The sequence below is a fragment of the Nitrospira sp. Nam74 genome (assembly GCF_965152615.1).
Genome location: NZ_OZ224220.1, coordinates 4,590,619 through 4,610,586, shown reverse-complemented (window position 1 = coordinate 4,610,586; position 19,968 = coordinate 4,590,619). Strand labels below are relative to the sequence as shown.

The window sequence follows — 19,968 nt, the reverse complement described above, 5'->3', positions numbered from 1 at the left end:
AATAAAGTTCTCCGAAAACATTCAGTTCTTGGTCGTTGAGCCGCGCGCGCCCATCCTCCATCCTGCATGCAACCGGCCTTCAGGCGGCTTAAAAATACCACGCAATCCCACCCATGACAAAGCGAGGGTTTCCGGGGACGAAATGAATGTCGGTCACGCCGGCAGCTTCGTTTCTCAAACGGGACTCGAAAGCAAACGTCGCCTGCTCCCACTTCGTGTTAAACAGATTTTGAAGGAAGAAAAAGGCTTCCAGCCGGCCGTGTGACAGTTTGACGGGGAGTGTATACCGTGAGGTTAGATCGACAACGACCCACGAGGGCGACTTGAAACTGCGGTCCTCGGTTAGGGGGCGGACGCCGAAGTAAGTGGCCTGCAACTGGGTCGTCAGCCCCTCCGGGTAGCGGAGAATGGCCGCGCCATAGGCTGTGAACTCCGGCGCATTGGGAATGGCGTCGCCGTTTCGGAATTCCGCCTTCGCCCAACTGAAACTGCCGTTCACATACAGAGGACCGACGACCTTCCCTCGCGCGGCCACTTCTACTCCGCGGCGCCGCGTGGGCCCGCGAATCTCTGTTGTGCCATCGTCCCCCACAAAGACCAACTCCGATTGGAGATCGATGGCCCACAGGGTGGCAATCAATTCAAGGCCGTCGGCTCCCCACGGTTTTGATCGGGCTCCCACTTCATAGGTTTTCGCGCGAGCCAAGGGCGCCGATCCGGGGACGACGGCCGAGCGCGCATCGTTGCTGTGATAGCCTTCGCCGTAATTGGCAAACAATTCCGTTCTCACCCAAGGACCGAGAATGAGATTCGCCTTCGGGAGAACCAGACCGGATGAAGTCCTGCCTGCGGGCTGTTCGGGACAAGTCTGACAGCGGTTTCGGACGTCGAACGTGAAGACTTCACTGCGCAGGCCTCCGGATACGCGCATCCACTGTGTCGGCTGAAACTCCGTTTTGACGAACGGTGCATACGAGGCTTCCAGCACATCGCTGTCCGTTATCGTGCCGAGCGGATTTCGGGCGGCCTGCGTGCCCAGTCTCACATGTGCGTTGTCGACACGGGCTTGCACGCCGGCGGTCACGGCGCTGGGGATGCCGAAGAAGTCGAAGCTTTGCCGCCAGCCGGTGTCGCCGCCATACAGGAACCGGCGGTCGGATTGTTGAATGCCATCCCCATTGACGGGGTCGTTGAGGAAGAACGTGAAATTTGTGAACAGGTCGAATTTGTAGTACTGGCCGTAGGCATTCGCGAAGAATTGTCCGCCTGACGCGGTATCGTAGTGATACTTCAAGCGCGCCGTGCTTCGAATAGTCTTTCCTCCCTCGGAGGGATCGATTGCTCCAAAACGATCGATCATGCCGTCCGTGACGGCGCGAAGCGGAATTTCACCGGAGGCATTCCACTGGGATTTCTGAAACGTGCCCGTCAGGCTCAACTCCGACCTGCTCGTCGGATTCACAGTCATCTTCCCCAAGATATTGGCGCGGAAATATCGATTATCGTGCTGAAAGGGCCCATTTGTATAATAAGCTTCGCCCGCGAACAGCGTGCGAACCTTCTCTTTTGTAGGCGAGAACATCAAAAGATATCGTTGCGTATCGAATTGACCGCCGGCCAGTTGCACGACGCCCTCTTTCACCATCTCGCGCGTTCTAAAGTTCACGGCGCCTGCGGTGTTGAAGTCGCCGAATTCGGGGAGATAGGCGCCCTTGTAGGCGTCGAGCCCTTCGATCGTCTCGGGGATGATGAAGTTCAGGTCTGTGTAGCCTTGGCCGTGCGCATGGCTTCGCAAATTGATCGGCATCCCGTCTAAAAAAAACGCGACATCCGTTCCGTGGTCGGCATCGAACCCGCGCAAGAAGTATTGATCGGCTTTGCCGGCTCCCCCGGAATGCTCCACAGTCATGAATCCCGGGATCAGCCGAAGGACTTGTGCGGGCCGGCCTTGTGGCTGGAGGAGGTATTCCCGATCGGGAATAAATTGCTGAGAGGAGGCGGCGACGGGTCGCTCTGCGGTAATGCTGACTTCTTCGATGTCGAGCACGTCTTCATCGGGCTCGTGAGCCGAGAGCAATCGAGGAATCGAGAGCACCGCAACAAGGAGGAGCAGGTGAGGGATCGCATTCAAGCCTCGCATCGGCCTTATCTTCTTCGTGGGCCTTCGAGGCTCCACGGAATCTGGGCGGTTTCATTGAACCCTGCTCAGACCCTCGTGGCCTGACTGTAAAGCAAACGGTTAGAACGGTTCAGAATCCGGCGGCAGAGCCGAGAATCGATTCCACGCGTTGAACGGTCCGGTCTATTAACGGATCGAGGGTCGGCGAATGTGCGCCGATGACTTCAACCCCCGCCCGATTGAGCGGAAGAAGCAGCTTGCGCGCACGCGTCTGCAAAATAGCCGCCGCAATTTCCGGGGTGACCTCTCCTAAAAACGATCCCGGCAGCACCACGTTCAGGGATCCTAGGATGAGATCGGCTTCCTGAACCGTCCGGACAATCGCCCATTCGCCCGTTGCCACATGCCGCGCTCCGGCCTTCGTCATCATGGCGGCGGCGGCTTGATTGATGCCCAACGCGACGAGTTCATGCCGATCTCCGACTACCCCTCGTAGCCGCTGGATTAATCGACATCCGAGGCCGCCTCCGCGGCCGTCGATCACACAGATTCGCATGTCAGCTCAATCCCTTGCCGGTGGTGGTCATCGTGAGTTTTCCGTGTTTCACGCCTTTGACGCTCAACAAGGCGTCCGAGACCTTTGTAATGTCGGAACCCTTCCCACGGACGACTAAGACTTCGAGGCAGTGAGCATGATCGAGATGCACGTGCATGCCGGACAGGATGACGGCTTGGAACCGATGCTGAATATCCGTCAGCTTCTTCGTCAAATCGCGAATGTGATGGTCATAGACAAAGGTAATGCTGCCGACCGTCTCCTTATTTTCATCCCACTCCTGTCCGACCAGATTGTCGCGGATGAGGTCGCGTAACGCCTCGGACCGGTTTGTGTACTTCTTCCGTGCAATGTGCCGATCAAAATCATCGAGGAGATGGTGGTCAAGCGAGACGCCGAACCGCACGAGTTTCTTCATAGTGTTACGAATGAATAAAAGGTGGCACGAAAGGTACCATGGCTACAAGCTTAAGTCAATGAAGGACGGGCAAATTGAGAGGATCCGTTATAAAGAAGTTGGAGAAGTGCCTTTGTGAAGGAGATGGCGCAAGGGGTAGTTCATGCGCCGGGCTTCATCTCTTGGCAAGCCGGTAATCGCTCGATATGACAAGCGGAAGCTCGGCGTGCCTGACCGACCTGGCCTCTTCACTCTCCCTCCATCGGCATATAGACAAACGTCCCCTGCCGATTGACGAGCAGGAGCGTCGGGTCTTTTGACCTCAGCGGTTCCACAATGCGTTGGTAGGCGGGTAGGCTCGGGGTAGGTTGGCGATTGACCTCGACAATTAAATCGCCCTGCATGAGTCCAGCCACTTCGGCCGTGCTGTTCTCCTCAACGCCGGTTACGATGACGCCGCTGACGGAGCCAAGCCCGAGCTGTCGAGCCGTGGCCGGTTTGAGCTCATCGACCAATATTCCGCTGAGAGGATTATTGGTGGATTCGAGGCGCGGCGGTGGCGTGCGCTTGATCCGCTCCCGCGGTGCTTCTTGAATGGTCAATTCGACCTGCTCCGGCCTTCCGTCCCGTACCACGTCCAGCCGATGCTTACTCCCTATCGGTGATACGCCGATGAGATTTTGGAGCCGTCCGGGATCGACAATCTCTTTGCCGTCAAACCGCACAACCACGTCACCTCTTTTGAGTCCGGCCCGCTCAGCCGATCCTTTGGGCATCACATCGGTGATGATCGCGCCTTTCACATCCGGGAGCCGGAATAATTTCGCCAGCAGGGAGGTGACGTCTTGGGTCGAGGCGCCGAGGAACCCACGTACCACCCGACCGGTCTTCAGTAAACTTTGCATCGCCGTTCGGACCATGTTGCTTGGGACCGCAAATCCCACACCGACGCTGCCCCCGGTGGGGCTCGCGATGGCCGTATTGATTCCGATCAGCTCGCCTTTGATATTCACGAGCGCGCCCCCGGAGTTGCCGGGATTGATCGGCGCGTCGGTTTGAATAAAATCCTCATAGTCCGCGATGCCGACATCGGCCCGTCCGACAGCGCTGACAATGCCGAACGTAACGGTTTGGTTCAACCCTAGCGGGTTGCCAATCGCCAGGACAAAATCTCCCACCCCCAGCCTACTGGAGTCGCCCCACGGAAGAGTCGGTAAGCCCGAGGCATCGATCTTGACGATGGCGACGTCGGTCTTTGGATCGGTGGCAATCACACGTCCCTTGAATTGGCGGCGGTCGGCCAGGAGAACTTCTACATCAGTTGCATCCGCGACGACGTGATTGTTCGTGACGATATACCCGTCCGGCGTGACGAGGACCCCTGAGCCTTGTCCATATTGCCGTTGGGGCGGTCCTTGTGGCAGCGTGCCGAACAAGGGACCTTCATCAAATGGAGCTTGCTCGCGAACGAACACCGTCGATGAAATATTGACCACCCCTGGGATGACCTTCGTAGCCGTCGTCTTAATTTGCGCTTGTAAATCGATATGGGCTGGAGAAGGACTCTGATTTTGAACGGGTGTGTCGGCTGCGTGCCCGGACACGATGGGGAAGAGCATGAGGAGAAGACTAGATGCAGTCAAGCGACACCGGCGTAAATTCATATGCGCTCCCGCTCTACGATTAATTACCGATATTCATAGTACAAAAGCAGGCTCCAGGTGGCAATCCAAAATCGTCCACACCCATTCTGCTGATTTCATGATGTCATTCTGCTCGTCGCCCGCAAGGCGGTAAATAGGGCCGAATAACTCTGATGGCTGTACGCAGGGGCATCACCGTACTCAACATACCGATAATCATGTCCCGCGCTTTGTTGACAGACGAAAAAGGATTCTCCTGATGGAGAAATCCTACAGGCCGTATACAGTGCGGCGATGATCCGCTCGCCCGCCATACAGATCCCTCTAGTCGGCATTCCCCCGCCGCTTCCGACCTTTCTCCAGATTGAACCGGTTGGTCAATGCAATCTTCAGTGCCGCATGTGCCCCGTGATGTTCCGAGAAGATAGTCCGGGAACCGGCAGACCCGCCTTCATGCATTTCGAACATTTCATTGCCGTCATAGAGCAGTTTCCACGTTTAAAAGAGTTGCATCTCCAAGGCATGGGTGAGCCGATGATGCATCCGCAATTGTTCGAGATGGTGGCCTATGCCTTCCACAAAGGTATTACCGTCACGACTAATACCAATCTCACGTTAATGAGTGAAGGACGCGCAGAACAGTGCGTCACGAGCGGACTGAGTGTCTTGCATGTTTCCTTGGATGGGGCGACGGCAGCCACCTATGAAGCGATCCGTCAGGGAGCGAAGTTTCAACGTGTAGTTGACAATATCGACAAGGTATGCCGAGCGAAGAAGCGGCTCGGGAGCCGCACCCCATTGCTCAGATTGGTGGTCGTCGTCATGCGCCGCAATCTGGAGGAGTTGCCAGATCTTGTTCGCCGGGCACACGAATGGTCTATCCAGTCGGTGTTTGTCCAACATCTCAGTCAGGAATTCGGAGAAGCGTCCCTGCTGCCGCAATACGAGCCAATGCGAACGTTTGTACAGGAGGAAACGCTCATGGGAGAAGATCCTGATCGAGTCGAGCGCTATTTCAATGCCGCGCGATCGGTGGCTGCCGATTTGGCGATCGAGTTGAGGCTGCCTCAGGTACAGCGGGAATTATGCACTGGCCGTGGCGAAGGTCGTCATGGATGCGACTGGCCATGGTACGGAGCGTATGTGACGTATCAAGGATACGCGATTCCGTGCTGCATGATCGCCACGCCGGATCGCTTGCACATGGGAAATATGCTTGAACATGGGGTGGAAGCCATTTGGAACGGCCGTCAGTATCAAACGTTCCGCGATCGATTGGACTCGGACGAACCACCGGAATTGTGCCGGTCCTGTTCAGTTTTCAAAGGCAGTTTTTAATGTGCATCAATGAAAATGTTCGTAAGCATGCGACTTGCGCAAACTGCCGGCCTTCAGGAACATCCCGGCTCTTGGTTCCCCGATATCGTTCCCGATCTGATGGGAATTACACTGGATAGATGGCGAGTCACAAAATGGACCATGAGGAGGCACCATGGCGACCTTCACAGCGAGGAGAGAAAGGTACCGCACGAATACGCAGGATTTGGACTGGACTGAGGAGCAAGCGCGTCAAAACGTCGGCGAGAAAGAGCGAACCGTCTCAGCTCTTGTCGGAGGCGCCTTGTTGGTCGGCAGCCTTTTCCGGAGATCGTGGGCAGGACTTCTCCTGGCCCTTACCGGCGCTGCGCTGCTGCAACGCGGGGTAACCGGTCATTGCCTGCTGTATCAGGCGTTCGATACAAACACGAATGAACTCGGGCGCAGGAAAGTGCGGACGGGGAGTGCCGCCAAGATTGAACGGTCGATTCGCATCGAGCGCCCCGCCGACGAACTCTACCGATTTTGGCGAAATTTTGAGAATCTCCCACGAGTCCTGACTCACATCGAGTCGGTCGAGGTCATCAATGACCGCTTGTCACACTGGGTGGCGAAAACGACTCCACTGGGTGGGCCGAGAGTGGAATGGGATGCAGAGGTGATCAATGAGATCGATAATGAACTAATCGGATGGAGGTCACTGAGGGGCGCGGATGTGGAGCATGCGGGGTCCGTGCGGTTTGAGCGTACGCCCGATGGACGAGCTACCGACTTAACCATCACCATGCAATACGAGCCTCCAGGGGGTCGACTAGGCACTTGGGTTGCTAAGGCATTGGGGGAAGATCCGGAACGAAAAATTGACGACGACTTGCAGCGGTTCAAGGAATCGATGGAATCCGAGGCCTACACGGCGAGGTAGCACAGCGGTATCCACAACAAGGCAAGATAACGGGCTCGGAGAGAACGACGAACCAGAAACCGACAAGAAAGCGTGAAGTACCAGGTACATTGCCGTCAGAGGAAGGCACAACGCAGGCAACAGTCTGCCGGCTCCCAAAAGCACGGTGATCAAGAGCGAAGAACACGAGTAGGATGAAGGGGAGGATTATGCACAAACGATCAGAGTGGATCGCAGCCATAGGATTCCTGGGATTGATGCTGGCGTATGACCCGACACAGTCAACAGGCCCAGGGACGCATCAGGACGAGCATGCCGACACGAAAAGTAAGCCCGGTGCCGCCATCGATTCAAAATCATCAAAAAATGAAGATTCTGGATCAGCCACTGGGGCGGTCCGTGACCGGGCCCCATCCGGGATGGAATCGGGGGACAGTCACGGGTCAGCTCGTCCCAACGACACGGGACGCAGTATAAAAGAATCAGGTGCCGGGACGACGTCTGGCGCAGCCAAGTCGAAAAAGTGAAGAGAGAATCGAGGAGCAGGCTAACCGGCGCCTGTGTTGTTTCAACCAATGCGCGCCGGCTTGTACGGTCTGGAACCGTCAGGCTTGGAGCTGAAGTCTGCCCTTCGAGTCGCTATCTCTATATGTCCGGACCACATTACGGAACCCCATTGAGACTCCCGCCCGCGCCGACAAATATTCGCCGTCGGTTGGTTCGGAGGGGTGTGCGGGTGGGTAGGTGGGAACGTAAGGAGACTATGGCGAGGGGGAGAGCAGATTAACCGCACGTCGTTGCCGTCGATTAGCGTTTCTCTTGCTATCGCTTAGCATCCGCATCGAGGATACTCTGAATGATTGTCTTCAGATTGTCCGGATCGATGGCATCCGCCCTAATGTTGCCGTCTAAAATGACCGTCGGTGTATGATCGACATTGACGCGTTGTCCCCATTTTTTCCCTTCCTCAACTGCTCGTGCCGGCTTTCCACTCGCGAGTCCGGCTTCGAAAGCGACCGGATCCAAGCCAACTTCTTTGATCAGCATTTCTCGAATTGTCTTGTCGAAGAGATGCATACGGTCTTTGTGGATCGTGCGGAAGAGGACCTGCTTCATTTCCTTGCCCTTTCCCATGACCTTCGCCTGTTCATACATGTCGAACGCCGTGGGGAGTTTCCCTGGGATAACAGGAAAGCCCACCATCGTAATTTCCAATTTGTTCCCGAATTCCTTCTCCAGGACAGGTAATCCCGCCTCGTCGAACATATGACAATGCGGACAATAGAAATCGGCGAACTCAATGAGTTTGACTTTGCCTGGCGTGTGGGTAGACGTTTCCTTGTCGAGAACCGTGTATTTCCCTTTGAGTTGCGTGGTCTTGATCGGCGCGGCCGCCCAGCTTTGACACGTCAGACCCACTAGGACTGCCACGGCGATGAACATACGCATCACACTATCCTGTCGCTTCATGAGATGGACTCCTTGGCTAATCTTCTAAGGTCGCGCGGAGTATAATCCTACTATGATGTCTGCTCGAATATCGATGCCTTTACTGCTGGCCTCGCTGATGTGGCTCTCTTCCTGCACGTCATACAATGTGGTGCCTCAAGACTTGCAACCGCAAGTCGATTATACGGTACGTTTCACAGAGGTCCTTAACGCACCTGATCAATATCGTGGCCGGACAGTGGTCTTCGGCGGCGAAGTGCTCAGCGCCAAACGATTGAAGGATGGAACACGTATTGAAGTGTTACAACTTCCCCTCGACAGGTATCAAGCGCCGATGTACGATCGTACGGCTTCAGAAGGGCGTTTTTTGGCATTTGAAAAAGATTTTCTGGATCCGGCCAAATTACCGCCGGGGACACGTGTCACGATTGTGGGAGACATCACCGGCACAATGACACAGCCTCTCGATGAAACCGAATATACATTTCCAACCGTAGAAGTCAAAAAGCTGACGGTGTGGCCGAGGATCGATAGCGCTTACTCACGACCGTACTATCCCTACCGAGGCCCCTACAGCTACGGCTACGGCGGCTTCCGTCGCTGGGGTCCATGGGGCCCGTATCCCTATTCGCCCTACTGGTGGTAATTCAGCTCGTCGCCCGTATCCGGCGCGCCGGCTTGTCTTGTGTAGTGCGAGTGATGATTTGGCTGGAAAACCGATTCCATGAAGGAATCGATGCATGATCATCGGATCGCCCCTTCGTAGACCAGGACCCGCTTACCTGCGCCCCTGTTGAACGATCCGCTCAACCCGCTCGTCTTTCCCCCCCAAGTCCAGATACTTCCGATACTGAACGAGCGCACGGATGGAATCCTTTCGATGGAGTTCATAGAAGACGCCGAGGCTGTAGTGTGCTTCGGGGAGGTTCGGCTTCAGCTCGATGGCCTTTTGATAGGCTTGTTCCGCCTCATCAAAGAGCCCGAGTGCAGTATAACTCATTCCGAGATTCATATGCGCTTCCGCGTATTCAGGGCGATACTCAATCACTTTCAGAAATTGCTTCGTCGCATCTTCCTGCTTGCCGGCGCTGCGCAGCAGGAATCCAAGATTGTAATGTGCGTCGACGAGATCCGGCTTGGCCAAGATGGCATGCTGGTACGCCTCGGCCGCTTCGCCGAGGTTGTTCTCCTTTTCAGCGAGTCGGCCAAGAAGATACCATGCGTCGGCGTTCGATGGATCGGTCTGCGTGAGTTGCTGTAGCGTATGCCGCGCCAATCGTGCATCGCCTTGAGCTTCATAGAGGCGTCCGAGACTATACAGTGCTTCCGGATGTCGTGGTTTGAAGGCCAATAGGGCCTGGTAGGTTTGAATGGCCTTCAGGGAATTCCCGTCGCGGTTATAGAGTTTTGCCAAGGCAAGACGGGCCTCCTCCGATTGGGGCGCGAGTTCAATCGCCCGTATCAACGCCTGTTCTCCTTCTTTGTACTTTGCCTGGCTGAGATAGATCCGACCGAGGTCATAATAGGCATCAGAATAATTCGGATTCAATTGAACCGCTTTCTTGAGTGCCTCAATGGCACCGACGTGCTCCTTCTTGCCTTCGAACAAGACAAGGCCAAGCAGGTGATGCGCCTCCGCCAATTGCGGCTGAAGCGAAATCGCCTTTTTTGATGCCTCGGCTGCCTCGTCGTACTGGCCCTGCCGAAAGAGGGACAGCCCCTGCTGATATTGTCGCTTCGCAGCATCGGGTTGAGCGGAAAGGATGGAGGAGATGGGCAAGAACCAAGCGGTGAAGGACGCCGACAGCACAATCAGCCACATGATATTGAGCTGTGCGGGACGTCCCATCTTCAGAAGTTTCCCTGGCGGTCGAACTGTGAGACTGCAACGTAGCGGACTATAGACGGAGCCGAATATGAAATCAATCCGGAGTAGGGATCGCTGGGCATGAGTGGGATAGAAGCAGTTGCCTCATCTCTGCACATCGTCGCTTCAGTTAAGCGGTAAGCGGCACTCCGATGAAGCGACAGTCTTCGATGCTGTGGGTACAGAACTCGCACCAGACAAGTCAAAGGCGGTGGCCTTGTTTAACTCGCATGGTGATTGTCGCGACGTGTTCGAAATTTTCCAGCGGATTCTCCTTCAGCACAAGAAAGCTGGCTTCGTACCCCTCTTGCAATCGTCCGATCTTTCTATGTGGAAAGATGGTCGCAGGCGTGGTCTCACACCACATCTTCAGAAGTGTGAGATTGTCGAAGACCTTTAATCCCCACAGATTCATTGCTTCGGATAATGAGGTATACGCGTGATCACTCCCGATCGCGAGTTTGACACCGTAACGATGCAATCGCTGCAAGTTGTCGATTTGTATCTCGCGGGCTAGTGCTCGCATCGTCGCGTCCGGCGCGATTCATTGTGGGAGTGAACGCCCTGATCTCGGCCGCCATGAGGATGGTGATGATCGCCATCGTGTGGCATGGCGAGGCCCGCCACTGTGGTGGTCACGACCACGATACCCGTCGAGCAGCCTCTTGCGCGTCTTCATCGGAGAGCCGAGTGCGAGCTCCAGATTCGGAAGTGGGGAGGAACCATCCCGGCAGGTCAGTGATCTCATCCACGCCCGCTAAAAGGGCATGATGGAAATCCATCGCCGTTTCCACATGAGTCGAGACGCTCAGCCCATCACGGTGTGCTACATCCACAATTCGCGGCAAGAGATGCGGGTCAAGGCCCTTTCGAATGTGTGGGCTCACCTGATCACGATGATGGTCAAAATGCTCGGAGTCCACCAGATACGTCTTGATGAAATCCGGTTTGCCTGCCTTGATGGTCCGCCACTTGTCATGAAGGCCTGCCTCATCAGTCACAACAAAGTAGGCTCGATCGTTAAACCAGCGTGCCGGCAACGATCCGAGGACGGGTGCATACCGAGATCCGCTCAGGACATGCTCGTACAACGGTGCGGGGTGACCCCCGGGAGCCGTTAAGCCTCCATGGGCAAACACGACATCGATACTGGTGGGCCTGTTGATTTTGGATTGAATCTGATCGGTAAATTCTTTGATGTTATTCGGGTTCTTGACGTAGAAGATACCGTCTCGTAGATAGCGCTCGATCACCGTGTCGATAATCCAGCGGCCTTCCACGTTGTGGTTATGGGCTTCTCCGAATGGAGGCACCACATAACCGTTGGCCAGATCAATCGTGTGATGGACGGTAACCGGTGTCGTTCTGGTCAAGATGCCGTTTACGGAATAGAAGGTGTGCGGATGGAAGGATTGACCGTCAAACCAGAACCCGTTTATGAAGGCATAGGTGGTGGGTCCACCAGAGGCTCGTGCAACAGGACGAGAGCCGGCATAGGCACGTGGAGCACAAAGGGCCTGTTGGGACGCGATACCAAGAACAATCAGAAGGCACAGCCCGAGCATAAGCGCTTTCATATACATAGCCCTCTTGAGTCTCACTGTTTCACCACTCTTAAAGCTTATCCTCTCAAGGAACAGTCTGTTGATTGCCGCCTCCATCATGAGCCGTACCGCCACTCCGCCCCCGCGAAGGCACTAATGCCGATCGCGGGATTCGCGTAGCGCAGCAGGGGATCGTTCACCACCACGGCGCCGGCATAGGTCTTGTCTGTGAGATTGCGGCCTTCCGCATAGAGTGTCACACTCTTGGAGACGTTCCATCCCGACCGAAGATGCACGACGAAATAGGCCGGGTTCTTCGTGGTATTGGCATAATCGACATAAAAGCGACGGCGGAAGCGCCCAATTCAATGCCCGTATGACGGGTAGAATTGGCGTTCATGAACGTATTGCTGTTGTTCACAATGTTGGTCAGAATTTCCTTCTGCATCTCCAGATCATAAACGGTGGCGTCCCAACTGTATCGCTTGTTGGCCGGCGTGCCGCGGTGTCCAAGTTCGAACTGCCAGGCGCGCTGCGCATCTAAGTCCAAAAATCCCGTGTTCGGCGAGGCGTTGAAGTTAAACGCAGACAGCAGCTCCACGTTGATGGGGGCTTCATACGCACGACTGGCATTAAAGTACAATTGCGAGGTCTCCGTCGTCCGGTACACGACTCCAAATTTCGGGTTGAGGGCGTCGAAATGACGCAAGGGCTGTTGCGTACCCTGTAAGGTTGATGGCGTAGCCGGATCAAAGGGATTTCCCGCGGGCCCGAAGTTCTGAACCGTCCCTTGCCGCGCGGAATAGTCCCACCGGCCGCCGACAATGAGCGTCAGCTTCTCGGTTGCGTCGAGGGCGTCTTCGACATACGCGCCGAAATAGCTGGTTCGCACAAACGCATTATTGGTTTGCGCCCCGATACTGCCGTTGATGTTGACGAAGCGCCGCTGATGTTGATCCGTGTAGCGGGGTTGAACCCCGACGATGAGGGAGTTCGGCCGCCCAAGGACATGGTTCGTGTTCCCATAGCGTAGTTCGCCGCCGACGTTGTAGGTGTCCTGTCGGATGGTCTGAAAGATAGGATGGTCAAGGTACTGATAGGAATAGTATGGGATGACTTCGAAAAACTGATTCGTCGCAAATTCGTTACGGTAGGCGACGCCGACGCGCTGGAGATTGTAATACCGTCCGTACTTGCACGTCTGGTTGTTGATATTGCAGGCGAAAAAGCCTGGCGCGCCGGATGGGCTTTGACCACCGGCCTGGCGCGGATTGGCAAACAATTGAGCCGTCGTCAGAGAGCCGGGTAGGCGCTCGGAAACATTCGCCTGCAGAAAGTACGCGCGGATCTCTTGATGATCGCCGATGTGCAGCCCGATGTTGGCGTTCACGCGTTGTCTGGCCTGTTGACCATTGTCCTGAAAGCCGTCCTGGCGGTTCCCCGTGATGCTGATGTAATAATCCGCGGTGGTGTCGGCTCCGAGCAACCGGAACGATTCGGACACGCGACCACTCGACACTTGGCCCATGACAAGCCCATAGCTACCCGCTTCGAACCGTGCCTGCATGGTTGAGGCGTTGTAGCCCGTACGAGGCACGAAGTTAATGGCTCCGCCGATTGAGTTTGCGCCGTAGCGGAGGGCATTGGCGCCCTTGTAGATCTCAATGCGCTCGTAAGCCAGTAGATCAATAGACTCGAAGTCGGAGAAGCCGTCCGCATCACCGAAGAAGATGCCGTTAATGAGGATGTTAATGCCCCGATGATGGAAATTGTTGCGCAGGGATGTACCGCGGATTTGGAACTGTCCTTCATCGGCATTGAATCGAGACTGAAAGCGGACCCCCGGGGCGAAGCGCAACACATCTTCAAGGTTGAGGGCTCGCGTTTCCTTGATCTCCTTCTCCTCGATCAGGATATTGCTCCCCGGCCGCCTCGCCAGCTCCTTTTTGACGTCTTGAATGTTTTCGATCATTTGTCCTTTGACGTGGACGGGCTCCAACGAGAGCACCTCTTCCTCAGGCGGCGGCTCCTGGGCAGAGATGCCATCCTGAAATCCGCCGACAACGGCGAGAGCGAGACCGAGGCAAAGCAGTACCCGTGCATACCATGCGCGCATGGTGATCCTCCTGTAGACCCAATGAATAGTGATGTGCGGAGTTTTTGGTTGAAGACGGAAGCCGGACTCGTGCAATCCGAACCTGGCCGAACTGACTGCGCTACTTCATCGAGCAGAAGTTGGGCTCAGCGCGTTTTCCGCGCCAGGTCGCCCATCTCGATCCTTTCGGGATGGCAACGCGCGAGAGAGAGAAGCGGTAGCCCGCAAGCCGCACTATCAAGGTGATTCAAACGGTATGTAAGCGAGACATCTTCAACCTTCCGATAGGAAAAATAGACGTATCAAAAACTGACCTACGATGGACGATTGGCCATCGATGACGAGCGGCACGGTGGAATGCCCTCCTTTTCGAGGACCTGCCCCCCGACCACCCGGTCGTCGACGAGCAGGAAGAGGACTTTCAGTCGTTGAACGCGATCGAGAAAGGTCCCGCTCGCGCTCGCGAGCACTTCTCGAGACCCGTCAGGCTGCACATCGTCGGCTTCAATCGTGACGTAGTATGAATCAAATCCTTCGAATTCTTTGCTGAACACCTGCGAACGCAGTAAATGCTCCAGGCTGGCCGTTTCCGCCTGCGCGGGTACAACCAATAGGAGACCCAAAAGGCTAACGCAAAGGATCATGAGCCCGCCACATAACACAGTCTCCCTGAGTGATGTTCGTTATATTGTAGTCCAATGAAGACGTCTACTAATCGATGCCTACGCATGCCTACGGATGCTACACCTCTGAAAAGAATCGAGTCAGGCTGGAGAATGATCTAACGCGTGAAGAAGCGCGGAGACGATGTGAAATAGGGCATGATCTGAGCGATTCTTATCGTCGTTTAGTCAAGATACTTTTTGAGAAACCGCTCCATGGCGGAGAACAGCTCAAGCCGACTTGGCTGATGCAGAAGCTGATGCCCGCCCCACGGGAGCTCAAGATATTGAAACTCCTTAAAGCCGGCATTATTCAATGCCTGTACCATGTCTCGAGAATGATCGACCAGCACGGTCACATCATCCTTCGCATGGATGAGCAAAAGAGGTGTCTTGATCCTTCCAGCTTGGGGTATGGGAGACGTTTCTTCCAGACGTCTACGGTCGAACCAGCGATGCCCTAGCTGTTGTTCCCAGTACGTACTGGCATTGTAGTAAAAGCGTGCGTCGCCAAGAAGCCTCCTCAGGTCCGTGACGGGAGCCACGCTGATGGCGCAGGCGTAAAGCTCAGGCGTTTCGATAATTCCCATGAGCGCCGCATACCCTCCGTAACTCGCTCCGACAAGGCACACCCGATCAGCATCGACCATCTGATGGTCGATCGCCCAACGGACACCGTCGGTGAGGTCATCCTGCATTTCCAGCCCCCAGCGCCGAACCCCAGTCCGTGTGAACGTCTCGCCATATCCTGTTGATCCCCGGAAGTTCACTTGCAAGACCGCCCATCCGTGGCTCGCAAAAAATTGAACCCAGGGATCGAACGTCCCATAATCCCGTGCCGCCGGGCCGCCGTGAGGAAAAACGACGAGAGGAACGCGAGCCCTCGTGTGTTCTGGTGGCAGCGTCAGATAACCTTCAATCGACATTCCGTCTCGGGCATTGAAGCGTATCCTGCTGGGAGCGGTGAGGAGACTTTTCGGGATATCAGGATACAAGTCCGAGATTGTCGAGACCCGGTTGGCCGCTTCGTCCATGAACAAAATCCGTGGTGAACTCGTGCTTGATGAGGAGCGGATAAGATGACGTCCGGCTGCGGAATGAAAGATGTGATCTACCGTCCCAGGCAGAGATTCGTCGATGCGCCGCTGCATACTCTCGATGCCTTTATCCCAGTACAGCGTGTGCGACCCATCTGTCCAATACTCCAAGCCAAGCATGCGGTCGAACTCTCTGGAGTAGAGCAGGTGAGGGAACACGTCATAATGTGGGTCCGCCAGCACCAATTCTTTGGATGAGGTGTTTAGATCTAGTCTAAATACGGCTCTGCGGCCTTCCAAGATATCGCTGACGTACAAGACGTGAGGGTCCTTGCCAAAGCCAAGCGGGAAGAGACCGTATTGTTTCGTGAGATCGTATCGGGTCAGGTCCTGCCACTCACTGTCCGGCGACAGTCTCACGATCACCTGCATCTCTGTCTGCGCTTGTCCTATTCCAACGCGGACATGGCCTTGGCGGTCTGTGATCCAGTGCGTGATTGGTGTTTTGTGCGTCTGGACTAACGTCCGTCCCCTGTAACCACATCGAGTAAAAATACGCTTGGATAAACCGGGTTGTTCACGGCCGCTTCGATCAGCACGTGTGCCGTATCTGCAGGCAGCCACCCGATGATGCGGTCCTGCACCTGTGAAAAATAGTCCTTGCCGAGTATGGTCGACGTCCGAGGAATCACAAGGCCTTGTACTCGGTCCCGTCGCGATTGATTCCGACGAGCCGGGTTTCCATTGTCTCGACTCGTCCACGGGTGTCGGCAAAGGCGACGCTGGCCAGCAGTCGCTCATCTCCTGCCCATTCGAACCAACGTAATCTATATTCCGAATTGTCGGTCGTGATGAGCACCCGGTCGTCTTGCTTCCCAATGGAACGGGTAACCAACGACGTCCCAGTTTCTTGGTTCAGAAGGTAGCCCAGGTATTTGCCCGACGGAGAAAGTTTGATCTCGCTCAGGAGAGGAACACGTGCGAAGAGTTGCACAGATTGGGAGGGAGATGAGTCCTTTTGATCCTTGGTGCCCGAGGCCGCATGCCGCGGCTCGGATACCGTACTCGGCTCATGAGGGGCAATGCATCCCTGGAGCAGGCATAGAGAAAGCAGCAGAATTGAAATGACACGCTGCCCGCCCGCCGTGGCCGCTTCTGCGCTCTCGTGTCGGCCCATGCTTCCCAGCTTCCTCCCATAGGGAGTCTCGTGACCACGCTCTGGCGCCAGCCGTTTCTAGAGGATTTGCACTACATTTTGCAAGCCTCACCAGGGCGGGGCCCTAAGAATAGGGGCCCACCCTAAGCGGGTCCGAGCAAGGAGGCAATCCAACCCGGAGCCGCGTCCCTTCATGGATGTGATGGAGCCTGCTTCATCCGGATGGCGGCGATGCGCGCGTCGACCAAATCCGCTTCAAATGGCTGACTACTTGCCCGTAGCAGGCTTGCATAGTTTTCCAGCGTCGTCACAACATGCGGATGGTCGGGGCCAAACGCCTTTTGCATGATCGTGAGTGAGCGCAGATAGGCGAGTTTCGCTTCTCCATGGCGACCGGCGTCTGCATACAGAATGGCCATGTTATTGAGAACTGACCCCACACGAGGATGTTCCCGTCCCAGGAATTGCTCGAACAAGGTGAGCGCCTGCTGGTAATGAAACTCGGCGTCGAGTAGTGCGCCTTCGGCGCGATAGAGGCTCGCCAAATTGTTCAGGACCGAGGCGATATCCGGATGGTCCGGACCCAACACGTGCCGCTTTATCGACAACGCCCGTTCGAAGTAGGACCTCGCGAGAGAGAAGCGACCTTGCGTTTTATAGAGCAACCCCAAATTATTCAACGTGAGGCTCAGTTCCAAACTACCTTCAGGCAAACCTTCGAGAATAGATAGGGCCCGTATATAGAGCTGCTCGGATTCTAAGTATTGAGATTGGGCCCGTTTGAGTTCAGCGAGCGTGTTTAACGTTGATGCAACTTCAGAATGGTGACTTCCCAGCCTTTTCTCTCTAATGGCGAGTGCACGTCCACAGAGGCGTGCGGCCTCGTCGTAGTCTCCTATTTCCTGATGAAGCGCTGCGTAATTGGTGAGTCCGGTGGCAAGATTAGGCTCCTCATCTGTATCCATGCGTTCCCATGCGCCAATTGCCCGCTCATAGAGAACCCGGGCCTCGTCATACCGTCCCTGGTGATGGCGGACACTGGCGAGATTATTCAGGGCCGCTGCGATCATTGGACTCTTCGAGCCAACGCGGTCGGCTTCATCGAGCGCATACAGGAGAAGCTTTTCCGCGTCAGCCAGGCGTCCTTCGCGAAGCGCCTGCGCCCCTGCCTGAGTTAACGCGACCCAGGTCTCCGCCTCACTTGCGGCCGAAGGGCAAGGGCTAACAGTAGAGACGATGAGACACAGGGTTAATATGGCAATAGCCCATAGGCTTGATGAGCGGATCTTCATGATGACTCCTTTCCTGAGCAACGGCTCTCCTCAGTCTACGGAGACACATATGGGCGCCGGGTGCCGGTTGGCCTGTAGCGCATCGATAGGATGATTTCCTTCTTCGATTCGGTTCTCTTCGACCAGCGCTAGGGCGGAATCATGAAAGACCCGCAAACTGCTTTTGCCGATCTTTGTGGCTTTCAAGCGCCCCTCTTCGATCCATCGATACACCGTCCAACGGCTGACGTTCAGAAGCGCCGCCGCCTCGCTGACCCGCAACAATAATGGTCCCATGATGCCTCCATCCTGAAGATACGGCGACAATAGTAACCGTATGATCTCTGTCGGTATGAAACGATATCCAGTGGTCCAGTGTTCACAGCTGCTGGACCACCAAACAATAGGCCGCTGGCGCGACCTTTGGTAGTCCAGGCATGCTGGCGCGGTATGGATGTTACGACTGGAGAGTCGACAAGACTTCTGGAGGCGAGCGACCGGGAATGACAGAGGTAAAAACGGCGGTAGGTTGTGACAGCGGAATAGCGCTGAGCTGCATGGATCCCATCGTTGGGCTTGCAGCCTCTGGCGATGCCTGCAATCCAGCAGGGGAGCCCACCTGGCATGCTAATGCACACAGCGGTGCATGGGAGGGCGTAGTAGAGTCCTGATGCGTATGGCCCCCACCATGCCTAGCCGGTGAGGCATGCTCGAACAGACAGACCATGGCCAGCACCACGAGAGATGCATGCGTGGTAGCCAAAAATACGGCGACGACTCGAAGACACTTCACGACGTGCGGCCCTTCCTGATCACGAGATGATCCCGAGGATAGAGGGATCGTCGTCATACAGGTCTAAACCATTGCGAGGCGACGGTCTACCGATGGATGCCAATCGATGCAACACGCGCATACTGTAAAGCTCACGTTTCATGTTCAGCGGAGCCGCCGTCTCATTTATGGGCGCGGCTTGCCGGAGGCAAAACGAATTTCATTGGCTATGAGGACGCCATTTTCATGAGCCACTTCCACAACAACTCGATCGCCGATCTTGAGACTTGCCTTGGCGTCATGCTGCGCTCGGTACGTCGTCTTGTCGGTCACCGAGATCGGAATGGACTTGCCATCTTTGGCATTGACGACGATACGATCATCATCCAATGTCACGACCGTGCCTAAAATGTGCATATGGCCGTCATGTGCAAATACCGGCATGGCGGTGAGGAGGATGAAGAGCAGAGTCAGTCTGACGACAGCGTGCATCGTGTGAATCTCCTTTTTTAATGATGTGGGGAAGGCGTGTCTTTCGTCTCATCGCCTTCCAGAAAGCGCTCAAACTCGGCTTCTTGTTGCCGTTCTTTCAAACTTTTTGGATTCAGCGTCCGCATCACCTCCAATTCCTCCTCTGTGATATGAGGCAGGTGACGCAGGAAGTGAACCAATTTCCAACTCTCGAGATCATCTTCAGGTCTTCCTTTTCCCCAAGCCGGCATGCCCGTGAAGCGAATGCCATTGTGGATGGTATAGAACAATTCGCCATCCGACATTCTTTGCGTCTCGGCCGCTCGCAGGTCCGGTGCTTTGGGATAGACGTTCCGGCCAATCGGCGTCTGGCCGCTTCCATCATTGGCATGGCAGATCGCGCAGTGATCGGCGAAATGTCCCCTCGCCTCCGCCAGTATATCCGGACTCGGCGGGACGGGATTCTGGGCTGACCGTTGGTTTGCCGGTACGGCGAGATGTCGCAACCGCCGTGCAATCCAGATTTCGATCGCCGCCGGTTGATCGCGCGCGCTGAACCCATGCTGAGTCAGCCACCAAAAAACAATCACCAGGACACTCAGCATGACGACGAACAGAATCGATGCCGTCTTAAATCGTACCATCGCTGTCAAGCCCCCCACGCCATGAAAACCTCTCGGCCGGGTCAGCTTTGCGAGCCGGCCCGGGCGG

Annotated in this window: 22 protein-coding genes; 4 read left to right on the top strand and 18 right to left on the bottom strand. The window is 55.6% G+C overall.

Annotated features, from left to right (window positions below; translation table 11 throughout):
• Nucleotides 1–88: 88 nt before the first annotated feature.
• The 4 genes from ACWHYZ_RS21725 to ACWHYZ_RS21710 form a co-directional block, all read right to left on the bottom strand.
• The gene (locus tag ACWHYZ_RS21725; RefSeq protein ID WP_447984754.1) at nt 89–2,140 is read right to left on the bottom strand and encodes a TonB-dependent receptor; all 2,052 of its coding nucleotides are present in this window, start codon (nt 2,138–2,140) and stop codon (nt 89–91) included.
• A 109-nt stretch (nt 2,141–2,249) separates the two neighbouring features.
• Nucleotides 2,250–2,675, bottom strand: a complete 426-nt coding sequence (locus tag ACWHYZ_RS21720) for a DUF3842 family protein (RefSeq protein WP_447984753.1) — start codon at nt 2,673–2,675, stop codon at nt 2,250–2,252.
• Nucleotide 2,676: 1 nt separating this feature from the next.
• Nucleotides 2,677–3,093, bottom strand: coding sequence for a nickel-responsive transcriptional regulator NikR (gene nikR, locus ACWHYZ_RS21715; protein WP_447984752.1), 417 nt, complete (start codon nt 3,091–3,093; stop codon nt 2,677–2,679).
• Between the two features lie 227 nt (nt 3,094–3,320).
• Nucleotides 3,321–4,736 carry a Do family serine endopeptidase gene (locus tag ACWHYZ_RS21710; RefSeq protein ID WP_447984751.1) on the bottom strand — a complete coding sequence of 472 codons (1,416 nt, stop codon included), beginning with the start codon at nt 4,734–4,736 and terminating at the stop codon, nt 3,321–3,323.
• Between the two features lie 273 nt (nt 4,737–5,009).
• Here ACWHYZ_RS21710 and ACWHYZ_RS21705 point away from each other — a divergent pair, with 273 nt between their 5' ends.
• The 3 genes from ACWHYZ_RS21705 to ACWHYZ_RS21695 all read left to right on the top strand — a co-directional run bounded on the left by ACWHYZ_RS21705 (nt 5,010) and on the right by ACWHYZ_RS21695 (nt 7,460).
• On the top strand, nt 5,010–6,053 hold the full coding sequence (locus ACWHYZ_RS21705; RefSeq protein WP_447984750.1) for a radical SAM protein: 1,044 nt from the start codon (nt 5,010–5,012) through the stop codon (nt 6,051–6,053).
• Nucleotides 6,054–6,207: 154 nt separating this feature from the next.
• Nucleotides 6,208–6,954 (top strand): SRPBCC family protein, encoded by a 747-nt coding sequence (locus tag ACWHYZ_RS21700; protein ID WP_447984749.1) that lies wholly within the window; start codon nt 6,208–6,210, stop codon nt 6,952–6,954.
• Between the two features lie 188 nt (nt 6,955–7,142).
• Nucleotides 7,143–7,460, top strand: a complete 318-nt coding sequence (locus tag ACWHYZ_RS21695; RefSeq protein ID WP_447984748.1) for a hypothetical protein — start codon at nt 7,143–7,145, stop codon at nt 7,458–7,460.
• A gap of 295 nt (nt 7,461–7,755) precedes the next feature.
• Here the strand turns inward: ACWHYZ_RS21695 and ACWHYZ_RS21690 are convergent, their stop codons facing one another.
• Nucleotides 7,756–8,403: a DsbA family protein gene (locus ACWHYZ_RS21690; RefSeq protein WP_447984747.1), complete on the bottom strand. Its 648-nt coding sequence runs from the start codon at nt 8,401–8,403 to the stop codon at nt 7,756–7,758.
• Between the two features lie 52 nt (nt 8,404–8,455).
• On the opposite strand from ACWHYZ_RS21690, the gene ACWHYZ_RS21685 reads away from it, so the two are divergent.
• Nucleotides 8,456–9,028 (top strand): Slp family lipoprotein, encoded by a 573-nt coding sequence (locus ACWHYZ_RS21685; protein ID WP_447984746.1) that lies wholly within the window; start codon nt 8,456–8,458, stop codon nt 9,026–9,028.
• A gap of 132 nt (nt 9,029–9,160) precedes the next feature.
• Here ACWHYZ_RS21685 and ACWHYZ_RS21680 read toward each other — a convergent pair whose 3' ends face one another.
• From ACWHYZ_RS21680 to ACWHYZ_RS21620, 13 genes are all read right to left on the bottom strand, one after another.
• Complete coding sequence (locus ACWHYZ_RS21680) at nt 9,161–10,231, bottom strand: tetratricopeptide repeat protein (RefSeq protein WP_447984745.1); 1,071 nt, start codon at nt 10,229–10,231, stop codon at nt 9,161–9,163.
• Nucleotides 10,232–10,451: 220 nt separating this feature from the next.
• On the bottom strand, nt 10,452–10,775 hold the full coding sequence (locus tag ACWHYZ_RS21675; RefSeq protein WP_447984744.1) for a hypothetical protein: 324 nt from the start codon (nt 10,773–10,775) through the stop codon (nt 10,452–10,454).
• A 109-nt stretch (nt 10,776–10,884) separates the two neighbouring features.
• Nucleotides 10,885–11,826 (bottom strand): hypothetical protein, encoded by a 942-nt coding sequence (locus ACWHYZ_RS21670; RefSeq protein WP_447984743.1) that lies wholly within the window; start codon nt 11,824–11,826, stop codon nt 10,885–10,887.
• 83 nt (nt 11,827–11,909) lie between these two features.
• Nucleotides 11,910–12,053: a hypothetical protein gene (locus ACWHYZ_RS21665; protein WP_447984742.1), complete on the bottom strand. Its 144-nt coding sequence runs from the start codon at nt 12,051–12,053 to the stop codon at nt 11,910–11,912.
• Nucleotides 12,050–13,909 (bottom strand): TonB-dependent receptor family protein, encoded by a 1,860-nt coding sequence (locus ACWHYZ_RS21660; RefSeq protein ID WP_447984741.1) that lies wholly within the window; start codon nt 13,907–13,909, stop codon nt 12,050–12,052. The genes ACWHYZ_RS21665 and ACWHYZ_RS21660 overlap by 4 nt, the downstream gene beginning before the upstream one ends.
• Nucleotides 13,910–14,202: 293 nt before the next feature.
• Nucleotides 14,203–14,532 carry a hypothetical protein gene (locus ACWHYZ_RS21655; RefSeq protein ID WP_447984740.1) on the bottom strand — a complete coding sequence of 110 codons (330 nt, stop codon included), beginning with the start codon at nt 14,530–14,532 and terminating at the stop codon, nt 14,203–14,205.
• A 203-nt stretch (nt 14,533–14,735) separates the two neighbouring features.
• Nucleotides 14,736–16,019, bottom strand: a complete 1,284-nt coding sequence (locus ACWHYZ_RS21650; protein ID WP_447984739.1) for an alpha/beta hydrolase family protein — start codon at nt 16,017–16,019, stop codon at nt 14,736–14,738.
• 86 nt (nt 16,020–16,105) lie between these two features.
• Entirely contained in the window at nt 16,106–16,279 is a 174-nt protein-coding gene (locus tag ACWHYZ_RS21645) for a hypothetical protein (RefSeq protein WP_447984738.1), read from the bottom strand.
• Nucleotides 16,276–16,764 carry a hypothetical protein gene (locus ACWHYZ_RS21640; RefSeq protein WP_447984737.1) on the bottom strand — a complete coding sequence of 163 codons (489 nt, stop codon included), beginning with the start codon at nt 16,762–16,764 and terminating at the stop codon, nt 16,276–16,278. The genes ACWHYZ_RS21645 and ACWHYZ_RS21640 overlap by 4 nt, the downstream gene beginning before the upstream one ends.
• Before the next feature lie 170 nt (nt 16,765–16,934).
• Nucleotides 16,935–18,035, bottom strand: coding sequence for a tetratricopeptide repeat protein (locus tag ACWHYZ_RS21635; RefSeq protein ID WP_447984736.1), 1,101 nt, complete (start codon nt 18,033–18,035; stop codon nt 16,935–16,937).
• Between the two features lie 30 nt (nt 18,036–18,065).
• Nucleotides 18,066–18,311, bottom strand: coding sequence for a helix-turn-helix domain-containing protein (locus tag ACWHYZ_RS21630; protein WP_447984735.1), 246 nt, complete (start codon nt 18,309–18,311; stop codon nt 18,066–18,068).
• A 661-nt stretch (nt 18,312–18,972) separates the two neighbouring features.
• Nucleotides 18,973–19,278 (bottom strand): DUF5666 domain-containing protein, encoded by a 306-nt coding sequence (locus ACWHYZ_RS21625; RefSeq protein ID WP_447984734.1) that lies wholly within the window; start codon nt 19,276–19,278, stop codon nt 18,973–18,975.
• A gap of 17 nt (nt 19,279–19,295) precedes the next feature.
• The gene (locus ACWHYZ_RS21620; protein ID WP_447984733.1) at nt 19,296–19,901 is read right to left on the bottom strand and encodes a c-type cytochrome; all 606 of its coding nucleotides are present in this window, start codon (nt 19,899–19,901) and stop codon (nt 19,296–19,298) included.
• Nucleotides 19,902–19,968 lie beyond the last annotated feature (67 nt).